Genomic DNA, 15,979 nt, shown 5'->3' on the forward strand with positions numbered 1-15,979 from the left:
AGATGCAGGACTTCGCGCCGCTACTTACGGACACCGATGAAATCATCAGTCATTCGTTTGTCTCTGACGTAACTTTGCGTTCAGGTCGTGTGATTGCGCTCATAACCCTGGATAACGGCAAGGACCACACCCGCCCGAGCACACTCGGACCACACACGCTGTTGGAGTTTGCCGGAAAACTTGACGAGCTCAAAAAACGTGCCGTAAACAAAGAGATTCATGCAGTTGCAGTTACCGGAAAGCCTTACTATTTGGCTGCCGGGGTAGATCTAACCAAGGTCCAAGGTCTCAAGGATCGCCATTCAGGGCGCCTAATCGGCGAAATGGGTCACTGGGCGCTGGATAAGTTATCCGATCTAGGGGTCCCAAGCTTCGTGTTTATTAACGGTCTTGCTCTCGGCGGGGGGCTCGAAGTCGCACTAAATGCCCATTATCGAACCGTGAATCAAGCTGCACCGGCCATCGCATTACCCGAGGTTTTCCTCGGGTTGATTCCGGGCTGGGGAGGTGCATATTTGCTTCCAAACCTAATTGGGATCAGAAATGCACTGAAGGTAATAATCGAAAATCCTCTAAAGCAAAACCGGATGCTGAAGCCTGCTGAAGCACTAGAGCTCGGCATCGCCGATGTGATGTTTGATTCACCGAGGTTTTTGGAGCAGTCATTAGATTGGGCCGACGATGTGCTGGGTGGCAAGAAGGTAAAGCGCAAGAACGAGCCGGGCAAGGTTGAAAAGGCGACCATTTGGTCGCCGGCTGTTTCGATTGCTAGAAAAACCGTTCGGCAAAAACTCGGTTCCGTTCCGCTGTCGCCATACGTGGCGCTTGATTTGATTGATGCGGCAAAATCTGGGACCAAGAAAGATGCTTTTACCAGAGAAGACCAGGCCATTGAGGACCTGAGCGCCTCCGACCAATTTCACGCGTCGATTTACGCCTTCAACCTGGTGCAAAAACACGCGAAGAAGCCCTCGGGCGCTCCGGATAAAGCGTTGGCATTGCCGGTAACAAAGGTAGGCGTTCTTGGCGCCGGTCTAATGGCTTCGCAGTTCGCACTTTTGTTCTTGAGAAGACTCGAAATACCGGTGGTAATAACCGATGTTTCTCAGGAACGAATTGACAAGGGTCTTTCTTACATAATCGGAGAGCTAGACAAGTTAGTTGAAAAGGGCAGGCTTTCAAGCGATGATCGAAATCGCTACGCAGGTAACCTTTCTGGAGCCTTGGATTACAAGGCATTTAGCGATTGCGACTGGGTGATCGAGGCGGTGTTCGAGGAACTCAAGATTAAGCAAGAAGTTTTCGCGGAGCTGGAAAAACACGTCAGCGAAAGCTGCATTTTGGCAACCAACACCTCTTCACTTTCGGTCGCTGAAATCGGCTCCAAGCTAGCCAACCCTGAGCGGGTAGTCGGTTTTCACTTCTTCAACCCGGTTGCAGTAATGCCGCTGGTTGAGGTTGTCAGGGCTCCCAAGTCTTCGGACCAAGCGGTTGCAACTGCTATGAATGTTGCTAGAAACCTAAGAAAAACGGCTGTAATCACCTCTGACTCGGCAGGGTTTGTCGTGAACAGGCTGCTGGGATATTTGCTCGGAGAAGCAATGCGGGCTGTGGATGAGGGTGCCTCGTTTGAGCAGGTCTCGGAGGCAATTGCGCCACTAGGTCTTCCCATGAACCCCTTTGACCTCTTAGAACTTGTGGGGCTAAAGGTCGGGGCTCACGTGCTTGATTCAATGCACGCCTTCAATAGCGACAGGTTTTACGCCAGCGCGAACCTTCACAAGCTGGCTGAGTACGGCAAGCTGATTGATCGGGATTCAAAGGGAAACATCAAGGGCTACGACAAAAAGGCGATGGAAATCGTTGGCAACGCCCTAGGTAAAGGCCGTTCCAGCGAGGAAATCTTTGAATCCGTAAATCTAGGTCTTGCCAAAGAGGTGAAGCTGATGCTCGATGAGGGCGTGGTCCAATCGGCGCAGGACATTGACTTGGGCATGATCATGGGTGCCGCTTGGCCATTCCACCTTGGCGGAATTACCCCTTACCTTGATCGCACCGGGGCTTCAGAGCGAGCTTTCGGCGGAACCTTCCACGACCCAATGATTATTGGGATTCGGGGTTAGAAGGGCTTCGCGCCGATTTGCCTGGTTATCTCAAAGGCTGTTCTGATGTTTGCCACTGTTTGGGCATGAGTGTGGACATCGGATTCAAACTTGCCCTCGGATAGGTACTTAGCAAACCAGGTTGCCTGATAGCTAAGGCCCTCGTGGCCGGAAATTCCTGACTCATCAACCCAGGTGGTCTGTTCAGGGTAAAAGTCCTTGGTCTTCAGGCTGATGCTTGAAGGCACAAAGAATGGTTCACCGAGGGAAATCACTGCTTTTTCAAATGAGCAGCTGGCAAGCATGGGGAGGGTCGCAATTCCTGAAATAGTAAGTGACGCCCTGGCACCAGATTCGTAGTTCAAAAGGCTATAGCTTTCTTCATCCATGCCGTCGGCCCTGACGATTCCGGTCGCAGCAATGGAGCTTGGCTCCCCAAGCATCTCTTGAGCAATTGCAATCGGGTAGATGCCCATGTCAAAGACAATTCCGCCGCCGCCCGGTTTCCAGAGCCTTTCGACGCTCCTGTTGTCGGCACAGAAGCTGGCTGTTAGCAGTTCCGGCTCTCCAAGGTCGCCCGATTCTAGAAGCTGTCGCAAGATAGTTGACTGGGGTAAGTACCTCGTCCACATGGCCTCCATTGCGAGCACTTTGGCCTGTCTTGCTGCAGCAAAAATTTGCTCCGCCTCCTCAGGCAGGTATGTAATCGGCTTTTCAACCAGAATGCTCTTTCCGGCTTTGATCGCGAGCATTGCGTGCTCGAAGTGATCGGACATATGGCTTGAAATGTAAACGGCATCGATCTCTTTATCAGCCACAAGGTCTTGGTAGCTGGCGAAGGTCTTTGGGATATTGAATTTGCCTGCGAACTCCTTTGCCCGGCCCGGGGTTCTTGAGGCGACCGCAATAAACCGCTGCGAAGTGTGCTTTTGCGAAGCCGCTACAAACGTCTCGGCGATCCGGCCTGGCCCAATGATTCCCCAGTTCAGGCTCGGCACGGACTGCGGGTCGATAATGATTGGCTCAGGTAGTTTCATGCTTTGTAGTTTAGGGCGGTATTCTTGACACTCTGATACAAAAAACCGCCACCAAGTGAGCACTAAATTACCAATTCGATTCCAATAACTCAGCCGATCAGAATCCCCGTCGGCTCCCACTCTCCTAAGTACCGAGCTGGGGTCTGGTTAGCCTACCCGGGGTTGTTTTTAGCCCTAGCCGGCGACGCTGTTCGTTATTCGATTGGTTGGGGTGGCTGGTCTGTCGCAGTAGTAGTGGTCACTCTGGCTAGCATTTATGCGCTTTCGGTATCCAGGCCAGTTGAATTGATTCGTGTAATGCCAACTGCCTTGGTGTTATTACTCGGGTGGATGATGTTGAGCCTGACTTGGTCCTCGTATCTTGGTGCAAGTTTTATGATGACCGGCTTGCAAATAAGCGCGACGTTATTTGCCCTATTTTTAGCCAGTCAATTTAGCTGGCGGCAGCTACTAAATATTCTCTCAAACCTAATTCGCTTCATTCTCGGAACTTCTCTAGTTTTCGAGCTATTTGCCGGCATCACAGGGCCGGTAATCCCTCTATTTCCTAACTTTGAGGGCGATACGGTGCCATACGCGGCCTACTACTGGAGCCAAGGGAGCCTGTTTGATGGGGGCCGGATACAGGGCATTGTTGGAAACGCAAACCTACTTGCCTTCACCGCGGTGCTGGGTGCGCTGTTGTTCCTAGTTGAAGCGATTGTGACCAGCCAAAAAAGGCTAATCCCAGTAATTTCTCTCGGTCTAGCTGTTTTGCTCGCGGTCTTGTCTCAAAGTGCGAGCATGACACTCGCAGTTGTAATCATTGGGTTCGCGGCAATCATCGCAATTCTCGCTGAGGGCAGATCTCGGCAGGTTAGACACCAGATCTACTGGAGCGCCGGTGCTATCGCAGGATTGGCGGTGGCTTCGATAGTGATTAACCTTTCAGCAGTCTTTGACTTCTTGGGTAAGAGTCCCGATGCTTCCGGCAGGTTCCTAATCTGGTCCGAGGTTTTGACCTTGATCTGGCAGAAACCGGGTTTTGGTTGGGGCTGGATCGGTTACTGGGTTCCCGGAGTGGCACCTTACGAGGGCCTAATTGTCATGAACGGGGTCCCTATGTATCAGGCACATAATGCCTATTTGGACATCTTCATGCAGCTGGGAATAGTGGGCCTTTGTCTTTTGGTCTGGCTTTTGGCTGTTACGTTCGTGAGGCTTTGGACAGTGGCTGTCCGTCACACGAACCCGCTTTATCTTTTCCCGTTGTTTATATTCTTGGTGATTACTGCCCAGTCGATTTCAGAATCTAGGCTGCTAATCGAGGCTGGCTGGGTGCTTCTGGTGCTGCTAGCGGCCAAAAGCGCCGGGCCATTTGCCGAACTAGAGCCGCTAGGAAGAACTGGAAAGCGAAGCCGTCTAGCCGGCAATTTCAGACTCAGGCCAAGAGCTAGACTCTAAAGACTTGCGAGCGTAGTTCAATGGTAGAACTCCAGCTTCCCAAGCTGGTGGTGCGGGTTCGATTCCCGTCGCTCGCTCCAAATGCTTGCTCTTTGCATAAGAAGCCTGTTTTTTTGAGAGCTATTTTCTTTTTACAGGGGACTTTAGTGCCCAGTAAATCAGTGGCAACTGAAGAGGTAACCTCAACCAGGCAATCACTGCGGTTGCTATTTCGGCATTGTTAGTGGCCTCGATTGCTACCCACCAGTTCGCCGGCCACACTGCCAGAAGCACGAGGCCTGTGAAAATTGGTGCCCAGCGCAATTTTGCAATCAGACCGATAGCGGCAAGTAGTTCAGCGATGCCGGATAGATAAACCAAAACCAACGGGTAGGGCGTCCAATCTGGCAGCAGCGGCATGAACTGGGCTGGCGCAATTAAATGAAAGGTGCCGGAAACCAAAAAAGCGCCAATGACGACCTTGGATCCCACCTGATTTAGCGTTTGGCGAGCCATAGCACCAGAGCATCCAAAGTTTTTCTTGGTAATACATAAAAGGCGAGCTTCAGCGCGACCACGTCCCAGCTTCCGGGGTAGTGCGCCCTTGGCCTCTTGGCTGTTGCGGCGCGATGAAGCTTATTTATAACCGCACTTGGCCCAGGAGAAACTCGATACAGACCCCCTAGCCATTTGTTTAGCCCACGCATTACGCCGTCGTAGTCGCTTATCGATCTTGACTTGTCTAAAGTGTCGAACGCCAAAGCGCCAAATCCTGTTTTAGAGGTTCCTGGCTCAACCGTTGAGACCCGAATCCCTAAGTGGCGCACCTCCTGGCGAAGCGCATTGGACATGGCTCTGACTGCGTGTTTGGTTCCGGCATACCAACCAAGGCCAACAAGAGAAACATGCGCTACAACGGAAGTTGTTGCGATGATTCGGCCAGAACCCTGTTTCCGCATTTGCGGCAGCACTGCTTTCACAAAGCGCTCAACCCCAAATACGTTTACATCAAAAATCGCTCGGACCTGTTCGCTGGTGGTTTCTTCGATAGAAGAAAAGGAGCCGTAACCGGCATTTGCAACTAAGACGTCAATACGACCCTGTTCCTTGATTACCTTTTTCACCCCGGCGGCAACCTGGCTGTCACTAGTGACATTAACTTTTAGAGGATGAGCTCCAATGGCCTTCAGCAGAGTCAGGCCGTCGGGAGAAATGTCTGCACCGTAGACAATCCAGTTCTCGTTCAATAGCTTTTTAGCCAGCCCAAGGCCGAAGCCGGATCCTGCGCCTGTGATGATAGCAACGTTGCTCATGTGTAGAACTTTACTAAGCGGGGCCGATAATTGGTGCTCCAAGGTCGGTGGAAAAACGAAGAGCCGCACCAGAAACCAGCTGACCAAGTGGGTCAAACTGATTGCCTATTCGCTCTTTAGGGACACCCGTGCTTATCGCCGCGACAATCATGTTGCTTGAGTCCCTGACTGGAGCCGCTGCATCAACGATTCCCGGCTGAAACTCTCCATCGCTTATCGCGTAGCCAAGATCTCGAACTCCCTGCAGTATTTTTAGAAACGCCTTAAGGTTCTTAGCCGGCAACTGTCGCTTTACCTTGCGGTTGATTGGCTCTAGGGGTTTTGTAAAGGCGGTTTGCAGCGCGGGTAGTGGGTCATCCTGAGCGTGCTCCATCCACCAAAGCTCTATTTCCTCGTCGCTGAAACCCGCCAACATTACTCGCCCAGAAGCGGAGCTACCAGCGGCACTCACGATGCCGTCCCAGCCGGAGCGTCGAAGCGCCTGAGCAGCCACGACGGTCTTAGTTGTTAGTACCCGACCACCTCGCAAGACGTTCAGGTGTGCGGTTTCTTGGATTTGCGCAACCAGTTCAAATAACCTCGGTTCGGACAAAAGCGCCAGGTGGGCTTCCTTTGTGCGCATTGCCATCGAGTAAAGCCTTGGACCAAGCGAATAACGAAGAGTTTTATCATCGCGATCAACCAGACCGCTTGACGCAAGTGTTTTTAGCACCCTAGAAATTTGACCCTTGTCACGCTCTGTCAGTTCTGCGATTCGGTTCACGCCCAGACCCCCATTAGTAAAGGCTTCGGCAAAGGACAAGACCTCGAGCACTTCAAGGTCCCTTGCTAAGCCCGATGTATGGGTTCTCATTCCTCCAACGTACACGCCAGTTGACGCATGCACAACACTGTTCGACTAGGCCAATTGACTTCTCTAGCCTAAATGGAAACCTACATAGGAGAAATTATGATTAAAAGCAAAACATTCTCAATGTTGGCAATTGGCGCCACAGCGGCCCTAGTGCTTGCAGGCTGTGCAGCAGCCGAGACAGAGACAGAGACAGAGACCACAGCTGGAACCGAAGCTGCAACTTCGATAATCGGTGCTTATGACCTTTCCGGTATTGACATTACCGTTGGCTCAAAGGACTTCGACGAGCAGTTGATTCTTGGCGAAATTCTAGTTGCGGCTTTTGAAGAAGCCGGTGCAACAGTTGACAACAAGGTAAACCTTGGTGGAACTAGCGTTGCCCGTGCAGCACTTGAGTCTGGCGACATTGACATTTACATGGAGTACAACGGAACCGGATGGGGTGTCCACCTAGGGCAGGAAGACGCTAGCTTCGACCCAGAGGTATTAACATCTGGTGTTGCAGCTCTAGACCTTACCGAGAACGGCATTGTTTGGGTTGGACGTTCACCGTTCAATAACACTTATGGATTTGCATCCAGCCCAGAAGTAACTGAGGCAAATGGTGGGCCATTCACATTGACCAGCATGATGGAGTACACACAGGCAAACCCAGATGCAATTGTTTGCATGGAGTCTGAATTCCCATCCCGTCCAGACGGACTGATCTTGACTGAGACCCACACGGGGATCACTTTGCCTGACAGCCAGCAGCGAATTCTTGACACTGGAATTATCTACACCGAGACAGCAGCTAATAACTGTGACTTCGGTGAGGTTTACGCTACTGACGGCCGTATCCCAGCCTTGGGCATGACCCTTGTTGAAGATCCAGGCGTCAACCTTCTTTACAACGTTTCCGGAACCATGGGTCAGGACAAGTACAACGAAGCACCAGATGCTTTTGATGCAATCATCAATGCAATTCTTGCTCCGTTGACCAACGTCCGCATGGCAGAGCTCAACGGCTATGTCTCGGCCGAAGGTCAGGACTCAGGCGTTGTAGCCAGGGAATACCTGGTTTCTGAAGGCTTGATCGACTAAGAACCCCATGGACTTTCTATTAAGACTGATTGACTTCGCGCTTTCTCGACAAGAGCAAGTTTTAGAAGGTCTAGCTCAACACACCTGGTATGTGATTACGGTGCTGGTGACGGCTGGCTTTTTTGCCATCGTCGCCGGCGTCGTAACCAGGCGCAGTACCTTGGCTAAGGAGTTGGCTCTAGCCATCGCCTCGGTCTTCTTGACCATTCCAGCCCTTGCACTATTTGTAATCTTCATTCCGCTGGTCGGGCTCGGCTTCGCGCCTTCCTTCATTGCGCTGTTCCTGTACTCGTTGTTGCCAATCTTGCGCAACACTATTACGGGTCTTGACGGCATCGACCCCGGCATCTTGGACGCAGCAAAAGGAATGGGCCTTGCACCCATTCAAGTTCTAATCAAGGTGGAACTTCCTCTTGCGTGGCCCGTGATATTGGCCGGCATAAGGGTTTCATCGATGTTGACTGTTGGAATTGCATCACTCGCCACTTTGGTTGCCGGTGGCGGACTTGGTGACTTTATAAAGAGCGGCCTCGCAAGACTGCCGCTACCAAATTCTCTGGAGTCCATCTGGCTGGGCACGCTGTTGTGTCTAGTACTAGCTCTAGTTATTGACGTAATTCTCCAGGCCCTACGAGCGGCCACTATCTCGAAGGGTATTCGATGAGTGATGTATTAATTCGTTTAGAAAACGTAAGCAAGTCCTACGGCACAGGCGATCCAGCGGTGCGCAACTTGACTCTAGAGGTCATGCGCGGCGAGGTTCTTGTGCTGGTCGGACCATCCGGTTGCGGTAAGAGCACAACTCTTAGGTTGATAAACCGCCTAATAGAGCCAACCTCCGGCCGCATGTTTATTGACGGCGAGGATGTCACTGAAGTAAACCCGTCTGAGCTGAGAAGAAAAATTGGCTATGTAATTCAGCAAGTGGGTCTATTTCCACACCGCACTATTGCCGAGAACATCGCGACCGTGCCGCAGCTTCTGGGCTGGAGCAAGGACAAAATCAGTGCGCGAGTCGATGAATTGTTGGAGCTTGTTTCAATGGATCCAGAAACTTACCGAGATCGTTACCCGAAAGAACTTTCTGGTGGCCAGGCTCAAAGAATCGGTGTTGCCAGGGCGCTAGCCGCAGACCCCGATGTGCTTTTGATGGACGAGCCTTTTGGCGCAATCGATCCAATTACCCGAGACCGACTTCAGAACGAGTTTTTGAGGCTTCAGCAAGAAGTAAAAAAGACCATCGTTTTTGTCACACACGACATTGACGAGGCAATCAAGATGGGTAACCGAATTGCGATTCTTCGCGAGGGCTCCGAGATTGCTCAGCTGGACACACCAGAGGCAATTTTGGCTCACCCAGCCGATGAGTTTGTGGAGAGCTTCCTGGGTTCAGGCGCAATTTTGAAGGGGCTCACCTTGAAGAAGGTAAGCGACATCGAACTGCACCAGGTCCCGACTCTTACTTCCCCGGTTTTGCGCGAAGAAGCACTAAAGACGCTTCAGGAATCCCCGGATCAAGTCGCTCTACTGCTTGATGGCTCGGGTCGACCACTGAGATGGATTGACGAGCGCGCTTTGAACCGAACTACTCAGCCGATTGAGAAATCTGGCCGGCCAGTAACCGTTGACCTTCAGCCCGAGGACACTTTGCAGGATGCATTGACAGTGATGCTGCAGTCCTCAGTCGGAATGGCTTGTGTGACGGATAGAAAAGGCAAGTACCTCGGCTGCACCACAATCGAGAGCCTCGCCAAGTTGATCATGAGCGACAGCTAGGAGTTATTCGTGAGTACAACTAACTCAGCAGTGAAGACCCGATCGCCCTTGAGCGAACGGCTTGATCTAATCATCTCGCCGGTTTTCGCCGCTGCCCTGGCGATTTTGGGTTTTGCTGTTTGGACCTACTCAGACTTGGACAAAATTACGATAGCGATTTTGTCGCCTGACAAGGTTCAAAGGCAAATTGGAGAAACTCTGATTCTGGGACTTACCTCTTCGATCTTGGTTGTCTTGATCGCGGTTCCGGTGGGCATCTTGGTAACCCGAAAGGGCTATCCGCGACTAAAGAGTCTTCTGGTCAGCACCCTTGGCCTGGGTCAGGCGCTTCCTGCCTACGGACTGATTGTTATTTTCTTCTCGTTTATGGGCTCGGGAATCGTCACCGTGATTCTTGCCCTGGCTACTTTTTCGCTGCTACCGGTTCTTAGAAACACAATCGTTGGCTTGGAGCAGGTCGATAAGTCTGTCATCGACGCGGCACGTGGCATGGGCCTAACCGCGAGGCAAATTTTGCTCAAAATCGAACTACCGCTTTCAGTTGAGGTAATTCTTGGCGGCATCAGAACTGCCGTTGTAATCAACGTTGGCTTCTCGGCACTGGCCTTTTTGGTTGGTGGTGGAGGACTTGGTGAAACGATCAACTCCGGCCTAAAGCTAGATCGAGGACCAGCTATTTTGATTGGTGCTGTGATGGTCGCGATTATGGCCTTATTGTTTGACTTCCTGAGCGCACTAGCTCAAAAATACTTGAAGCCAAGGGGCCTATAAGCCCTGAACGCAAAAAAACGCCGGCCCCCAATTGGACGCCGGCGTTTTTTTATTACTTCTTGCTACTCAACATCGCGTCTCATGCTTGTTACCAAGGACGTGAGCGCAAAGACCGCACCGTATCCAAGCAGTAGCAATGTCGCTTGAATTGGGTCTAGGAAGTTGGCGGTGTTAATCCCGAACTCCGGGGCATCTATGTCGATTGCAGTCATCGCTGTAATTAACCCACCAGGGAGATACTTTGCAATATCCACCCATAGAACTAACAGCAGCGGATCGATAACAAACAAGTAAACCAGTGAGAATACGATGGCGAGCATCTGGCTCTTAAGTAAAGCCCCGATGGCAACTCCGATGACTGCCAGAATTGCCCCCGAGACCAGGCCGGCGACAGTCAGGTTTAGAAAGGTGCCGCTCGAGGCAGCAGCAGCATTATCAAAGCCAGCCAGCACGATGATCCCGGCCAAAATAGAAGTCCAAACCGAGATGAGCATAAATACGGCGCCAACAATTGCGGCGATCCCCAGCTTGGCCGCCAAGACGATTTCACGCTTTGGACGGGCAAGGAAGGTCGCAACGGCTGTGCCGTGACGATATTCGCCGGCCATCAGCATGATTCCCAGGATTATCACGAAGATATATCCCGAGATCGCATTCGCATAAACTGCGTCAATTGCTTGCGGTGAGTCAAGGGTTAGTCCGCTACCTACATTTCCCGCTTCAAAAATAAACGGCGTTATAACAACCGAAATTATCGAAACGAATACTGACGCGAGCAGGATGCCCCAATTGGCCCTTACATATAAAACTTTGCGAATTTCAGATTTGATAAGTGACATTAGTTCACTCCCTCGGTTAGCTTAAGGAAGGCTTCTTCAAGGGTGCCGTCCTTGATGATGTCCTTCATGCTGCCAGAAGTGATTAGTTTGCCCCTGTGCATGATGATGACGTCATCAACCGTGTTCTGCATCTCAGCTAGCTGGTGCGAAGAGACCAAAATAGTTCTTCCGGAACCGGCCAGTGAGCGCAGGAACTTCCTGAGCCAAGCAATTCCAAGCGGATCTAGTCCGTTCGCCGGTTCGTCCAAAATAAGAACCTCTGGGTCTCCCAAAATTGCCCCTGCCAGGGCTAGGCGCTGCTTCATACCCAGCGAGTAGTTCTTGGTTCGCTTGTTGGCGGCCTCGGTTAGTTCAACCAGTTCTAAAACCTCATCGACTCTCGAGTCGGGGATGCCACCGGCGGCGGCCATGACCTTTAGGTTCTGTTTTCCAGTTAGAGCCTTGTGAAAACCTTGAGAATCTAGCACGCAGCCAACCTGCCTGATTGGATCGCGGAGGTCTCGGTAACCGGCTCCAAGAATTGTAGCCGAGCCGCTTGTGGGCTTAGCAAGGCCTACAAGGCACCTGAGCGCCGTAGATTTACCAGCACCGTTCGGTCCTAAAAAGCCGGTAATACGACCCTTTTGAATCTCGATGCTGAGACCGGCTACGGCCTGTTGCTTGCCGTAGGTCTTCGCGAGGCTGGTGAATGTAATCGCTGCAGTCATTTCACTCCGTCTTCTGGTCGGTGATGTCGACTATTAGGTTTTTCGGATATGCACGAGTCTAGAACTCATGGCAGAATGTAACGATGACCTCACCTACTTCAGTAGCAACCCTTCACACAAACCATGGCGCAATAAAGGTAAACCTGTTTGGTTTGCACGCCCCAAAGACTGTCGAGAACTTCGAGGGCCTAGCAACCGGCGCCATCGAATGGCGTGACCCTAAGACCAACTCGACGCAGACCAACACCCCGCTATACAGCGGCGTAATCTTCCACCGCATCATCCCTGATTTCATGATTCAGGGCGGAGACCCAACCGGAACGGGAATGGGTGGCCCCGGCTATCAGTTCGGTGACGAAATCCACTCGGAGTTAACTTTCAACGAGCCATACATGTTTGCGATGGCTAACGCTGGTCCTGGTACCAACGGATCGCAGTTTTTCATCACCATCGCCGCAACCACCTGGTTGCAGGGCCGCCACACCATCTTTGGCGAGGTCGCAGATGAGGTTAGCCGCAAGGTAGTTGACCAAATTGCCCAGGTTGCAACCGGCGCAAACGACAAGCCTGTAGACGACGTAATTATTGAGAGCATCACAATCGAAAAAGCCTAAGTGGCACGTTTAAAACTTCAAAGCTTCCAACAGGTCCCGGTAACTTCGGGCCTGTTGCTGCTTAACGTAGTTATTTGGCTCGGTCAAATAAGCCCGGTTGGCTATCTTTTTACGAACCAAATGTTCTTCGCCCCACTATTTGCGCCTTTTGAACCTTGGCGAATGCTCACAGCCGGCTTCGTCCATGACTGGACTGGACCGTTTCATATTCTTTTGAACTCCTACGCCATTTGGATCTTCGGTCGTATTCTTGAGCCACTGCTGGGACCGCGTCGATTCCTGGTGATGTATCTAACCTCAATTATTGGCGGCTCAGTAGCCGTCATGTGGCTGTCAGACCCACAGGTACCGGTTGTGGGGGCATCTGGGGCACTGTTTGGACTAATGGGTGCCTACTTCATTGTGGTGCGCTCCACCGGAGGCAATTCCACTCAAATCTTTACCTTGATAGCCATAAATTTTGGCCTAGGCTTTTTTGTTTCCGGGATCTCCTGGGAGGGTCACCTAGGCGGCCTTCTAACTGGCTTGGCAATTGCAGGAATCTACTCGCAGACCAGGCAGAGCGAAAAGCGTGTGCAGCAAATTTTTGGAGTGTTCTTGGTTTGGGGGGTCCTCTACGGACTGACCATGCTAAAAATCTCTAGTTGGATGTAGTTATTTCCACTTAGTGGTCATTGCAAAGCCGATCATGGCGATGCCGAAGCCAACCAGGATGTTCCAATTGGAAAGATCAATGGGCGTCGCTGCACCGAGCGGGTAGCGGGCGCTTGAGATGTAGAAAATGAGTATCCAAGCTAGGCCGAAGAGCATAAAGCCAAACATGACCACCTTGTACCAGGTTGGGTTGTCCTGCTCTTCTTCGCCGACAACCTTTGGGGTTAGCGGCTTGGTCTCGTTTTTCTTACTTCTCTTTGAATCAGACATGCTTAGTATCTTAACGCCTGAACCTAAAGACCCGCCATCCGATTAGGCTATTAACACAATGGTTAACATCCTCGTTTTAGATAACTACGACAGCTTTGTCTACACTTTGAATGGCTATTTGCAGCAATTGGGTGCTGAAACCACCGTGATGCGTAATGACGCAATCAGCGAGGATGAGCTCCCAGCTCTCTTGCAGAAGTTCGATGCGGTTTTGATCTCTCCGGGTCCAGGGACCCCAGCAAGTGCCGGATTATCAATACCGACGGTTAAATATGCCCTCGACACTGACTACCCAGTTTTTGGAGTCTGCCTGGGGCATCAGGCAATTGCAGAGGCAATGGGGGGCAGGGTCGAAAGTGCGCCTGAGCTTATGCACGGCAAAACTTCCAGAGTGAACCATCAGGACAGCTTGATTCTCAACGGCCTACCGCAAGGTTTTATGGCGACTAGATATCACTCACTGGCTGTTGTTCCGGAGAGCGTTCCGGAACAACTTCTGGTCACTGGTCAAACTGATAGCGGAATCATAATGAGCCTTCAGCACAGGACCAAGCCGATTTACGGCGTGCAGTTTCATCCGGAATCAGTAATGACTGAGGGCGGCTACCAGATGATAGCTAATTGGCTTGAAACCCTTGGGGTTGAAGGTGCTCTAGAAAAATCTAAAACCCTAAGCCCCAGGATTGAGAAGACCTAGCCCGGACCCAGTTTCCGACGGTGTAGGCGTAGGTGTTGGGGTTGGCGTTGGAGTAGGTGTTGGAGTTTTATTACCTACGCACTCGACATACAAGATTATGTTCTGTAGTTGAGGCGCTTCTCCCGGCAGTACTGACTGCTCCAGAACTATGGTTCCAGGTGTGCCATTGCAGGTTTGGGCATCGAGAACTTCAACCGAAACCGTGTAACCAATTGATGGGCCAGTCAGAATACTTCTAGCCTCCAGCACCTCAAGGTTTCTGATGTCGGGAATCTGAACCGTGCCGTCGGACAAAATGATGTTTACCACTGATCCAAGGGGCAGTTTTGAGTTGGTTACCGGATCGGATGCTATTACGGTGCCATCCGGAACCACTGGGGATCCGACCACCGTGATACTTCCGACCGTCAGCCCTTGCCCTTCAATCAGGGCCACCGCATCCGTTTCGTTTTTACCAACCAAGTTCGGAACGGTTACTTCGGTTGCACCACTGGAAACATAAAGCGTCACGGCGGTGCTGGAGAGAACCAATGTTCCGGCTTCTGGGACTTGTCTTATGACGATGCCTTCTGGAACGAGCTCGCTTTTCTCGTAAACCCGAAGCACCACAAGATCTTGTGAATTCAGCGTGCTGTAGGCATCTTCATATAAAGATCCTTGAACGTTTGCCACCTCGACGCCGCTTGATGGAGCTGTTCCTGGTCCAGCCGAACCTAGGTTCATGACCCAGAACAACAATCCAACCAAAATCACGACTACTCCGGTGCCCAGGCCCCAAAGAACGCCCGCCCCCACTTTGGTGTTGGTAGTAGTTATTTGTCTGCTCGGAGCTGTTTCAAAGCCCTCAAGCAAAGAGGTTGGAAACTCATCTGCACCAGTCGTCGAGATCGCTTCGGTGGCATCCAGGGCCACCGGAGTCATTTTCGATAGCGGGGTTGTTTTGGTCATAGGCAGAGCTGTCCCGGCCTGGGCCGCAAGCAAGTGCTCTCGGAATTCGTCAGCGGTCTGGAAGCGCTCGTCGCGATCTTTGGTCATAGATCGAAGCACTACCGCGTCTAACTCCGGTGAAACATTTGAGTTAAAGGTCGAAGGTGGAGTAGCAAGTTCAGAAACGTGTTGGTATGCCACGGACACGGCGCTTTCGCCTTTAAATGGCGGCCTTCCAGCGAGTAACTCGTAAAGAATTACGCCGGTCGAATATAAATCTGTTCTGGCATCAACTGTGTCTCCCCGGGCTTGCTCGGGAGAGAAGTATTGAGCTGTTCCAACTATGCCGGAGGTAGCAGCTTGGGTGGCTGAATTGTCATTTACTGCCCTGGCAATTCCAAAGTCCATAACTTTGATCGAATCGCCCTCGCCGATCATCACGTTTCCTGGCTTTATGTCTCGGTGAACCACACCGGCTCGGTGGGAAACCTCGAGAGCGGTGAGGATTCCGGAGATATATCCAACGGTTCGCTCGATGGCAACGTTTTTTTCAGCAACCACTTCGCGAAGCAATTTGCCGCGGACTAGTTCCATGATTATGAACGGAGTTTTTACGATCTGACCGTTTGTATCGGTGGTCTCTTCTTCGCCGGCATCATAGACCCGAACAATTGTTGGATGGGCCATGCGGGCGCTGGCTTGAGCCTCTTGACGAAAGCTTGCTTCGAAGTTGGCGTCGTTTGCGAGATCTGACTTTAGAAGCTTGATCGCTACGGTTCGACCAAGTCTGGTGTCGTAGCCCTCGAACACCTCGGCCATTCCACCGCGACCGACAAGCTCACCCAGTCGGTATCGACCAGCAATCAGTCTTTCGCTCTTACTCAAACCTGCTCTTTTCCACCCATTGAATTCTA

17 protein-coding genes and 1 tRNA gene are annotated in these 15,979 nt (G+C 51.6%); 10 read left to right on the plus strand and 8 right to left on the minus strand.

The genetic code is table 11. The features are described 5' to 3' along the window. The first annotated feature begins 2 nt into the window (after window positions 1-2). Window positions 3-2,123 (plus strand): 3-hydroxyacyl-CoA dehydrogenase NAD-binding domain-containing protein, encoded by a 2,121-nt coding sequence (locus ABXT50_RS00115; RefSeq protein ID WP_415274168.1) that lies wholly within the window; start codon window positions 3-5, stop codon window positions 2,121-2,123. Here the strand turns inward: ABXT50_RS00115 and ABXT50_RS00120 are convergent. Then, window positions 2,120-3,139 carry a Gfo/Idh/MocA family protein gene (locus ABXT50_RS00120; RefSeq protein ID WP_415274169.1) on the minus strand — a complete coding sequence of 340 codons (1,020 nt, stop codon included), beginning with the start codon at window positions 3,137-3,139 and terminating at the stop codon, window positions 2,120-2,122. The genes ABXT50_RS00115 and ABXT50_RS00120 overlap by 4 nt on opposite strands. 162 nt (window positions 3,140-3,301) lie before the next feature. Between ABXT50_RS00120 and ABXT50_RS00125 the strand changes: the two genes are divergently transcribed. Together ABXT50_RS00125 and ABXT50_RS00130 are read left to right on the plus strand one after the other, a co-directional pair. Then, on the plus strand, window positions 3,302-4,582 hold the full coding sequence (locus ABXT50_RS00125; RefSeq protein ID WP_415274170.1) for an O-antigen ligase family protein: 1,281 nt from the start codon (window positions 3,302-3,304) through the stop codon (window positions 4,580-4,582). A 6-nt stretch (window positions 4,583-4,588) separates the two neighbouring features. Then, window positions 4,589-4,662: transfer RNA gene (locus tag ABXT50_RS00130), tRNA-Gly, on the plus strand. 40 nt (window positions 4,663-4,702) lie between these two features. Here the strand turns inward: ABXT50_RS00130 and ABXT50_RS00135 are convergent. From ABXT50_RS00135 to ABXT50_RS00145, 3 genes are read right to left on the minus strand one after another with little or no spacing between them, the layout of a single operon-like run. Further along, window positions 4,703-5,077, minus strand: a complete 375-nt coding sequence (locus ABXT50_RS00135) for a DoxX family protein (protein WP_415274171.1) — start codon at window positions 5,075-5,077, stop codon at window positions 4,703-4,705. Then, complete coding sequence (locus tag ABXT50_RS00140) at window positions 5,059-5,874, minus strand: SDR family oxidoreductase (protein WP_415274172.1); 816 nt, start codon at window positions 5,872-5,874, stop codon at window positions 5,059-5,061. The genes ABXT50_RS00135 and ABXT50_RS00140 overlap by 19 nt, the downstream gene beginning before the upstream one ends. 13 nt (window positions 5,875-5,887) lie before the next feature. After that, window positions 5,888-6,727 carry an IclR family transcriptional regulator gene (locus ABXT50_RS00145; protein WP_415274173.1) on the minus strand — a complete coding sequence of 280 codons (840 nt, stop codon included), beginning with the start codon at window positions 6,725-6,727 and terminating at the stop codon, window positions 5,888-5,890. A gap of 96 nt (window positions 6,728-6,823) precedes the next feature. Here ABXT50_RS00145 and ABXT50_RS00150 point away from each other — a divergent pair, with 96 nt between their 5' ends. The 4 genes from ABXT50_RS00150 to ABXT50_RS00165 are packed head-to-tail and all read left to right on the plus strand — an operon-like array spanning window position 6,824 to window position 10,357. Next, window positions 6,824-7,810, plus strand: a complete 987-nt coding sequence (locus ABXT50_RS00150) for a glycine betaine ABC transporter substrate-binding protein (RefSeq protein ID WP_415274174.1) — start codon at window positions 6,824-6,826, stop codon at window positions 7,808-7,810. A gap of 7 nt (window positions 7,811-7,817) precedes the next feature. After that, window positions 7,818-8,474 carry an ABC transporter permease gene (locus tag ABXT50_RS00155; protein ID WP_415274175.1) on the plus strand — a complete coding sequence of 219 codons (657 nt, stop codon included), beginning with the start codon at window positions 7,818-7,820 and terminating at the stop codon, window positions 8,472-8,474. Next, entirely contained in the window at window positions 8,471-9,586 is a 1,116-nt protein-coding gene (locus ABXT50_RS00160) for a betaine/proline/choline family ABC transporter ATP-binding protein (protein WP_415274176.1), read from the plus strand. Before ABXT50_RS00155 ends, ABXT50_RS00160 begins: the two co-directional genes overlap by 4 nt. A 9-nt stretch (window positions 9,587-9,595) precedes the next feature. After that, entirely contained in the window at window positions 9,596-10,357 is a 762-nt protein-coding gene (locus tag ABXT50_RS00165) for an ABC transporter permease (protein ID WP_415274177.1), read from the plus strand. A gap of 62 nt (window positions 10,358-10,419) precedes the next feature. Here the strand turns inward: ABXT50_RS00165 and ABXT50_RS00170 are convergent, their stop codons facing one another. Together ABXT50_RS00170 and ABXT50_RS00175 are read right to left on the minus strand one after the other, a co-directional pair. After that, on the minus strand, window positions 10,420-11,196 hold the full coding sequence (locus tag ABXT50_RS00170) for an ABC transporter permease (protein ID WP_415274178.1): 777 nt from the start codon (window positions 11,194-11,196) through the stop codon (window positions 10,420-10,422). Then, window positions 11,196-11,903, minus strand: a complete 708-nt coding sequence (locus ABXT50_RS00175; RefSeq protein WP_415274179.1) for an ABC transporter ATP-binding protein — start codon at window positions 11,901-11,903, stop codon at window positions 11,196-11,198. The genes ABXT50_RS00170 and ABXT50_RS00175 overlap by 1 nt, the downstream gene beginning before the upstream one ends. Before the next feature lie 83 nt (window positions 11,904-11,986). Between ABXT50_RS00175 and ABXT50_RS00180 the strand changes: the two genes are divergently transcribed. Both ABXT50_RS00180 and ABXT50_RS00185 read left to right on the plus strand, forming a co-directional pair. Next, window positions 11,987-12,517 (plus strand): peptidylprolyl isomerase, encoded by a 531-nt coding sequence (locus ABXT50_RS00180; RefSeq protein ID WP_415274180.1) that lies wholly within the window; start codon window positions 11,987-11,989, stop codon window positions 12,515-12,517. Continuing rightward, window positions 12,518-13,171: a rhomboid family intramembrane serine protease gene (locus tag ABXT50_RS00185; RefSeq protein WP_415274181.1), complete on the plus strand. Its 654-nt coding sequence runs from the start codon at window positions 12,518-12,520 to the stop codon at window positions 13,169-13,171. Here the strand turns inward: ABXT50_RS00185 and ABXT50_RS00190 are convergent, their stop codons facing one another. Then, window positions 13,172-13,441 (minus strand): cell division protein CrgA, encoded by a 270-nt coding sequence (locus ABXT50_RS00190; protein WP_415274182.1) that lies wholly within the window; start codon window positions 13,439-13,441, stop codon window positions 13,172-13,174. Between the two features lie 58 nt (window positions 13,442-13,499). On the opposite strand from ABXT50_RS00190, the gene ABXT50_RS00195 reads away from it, so the two are divergent. Continuing rightward, window positions 13,500-14,138, plus strand: coding sequence for an anthranilate synthase component II (locus ABXT50_RS00195; RefSeq protein WP_415274183.1), 639 nt, complete (start codon window positions 13,500-13,502; stop codon window positions 14,136-14,138). Here the strand turns inward: ABXT50_RS00195 and pknB are convergent. Then, window positions 14,112-15,950 carry a Stk1 family PASTA domain-containing Ser/Thr kinase gene (pknB, locus tag ABXT50_RS00200; RefSeq protein WP_415274184.1) on the minus strand — a complete coding sequence of 613 codons (1,839 nt, stop codon included), beginning with the start codon at window positions 15,948-15,950 and terminating at the stop codon, window positions 14,112-14,114. The genes ABXT50_RS00195 and pknB overlap by 27 nt on opposite strands. Between the last annotated feature and the right edge of the window lie 29 nt (window positions 15,951-15,979).

The sequence above is a fragment of the Aquiluna sp. Uisw_065 genome (assembly GCF_047731275.1).
Taxonomy (GTDB): Bacteria; Actinomycetota; Actinomycetes; order Actinomycetales; family Microbacteriaceae; genus Aquiluna.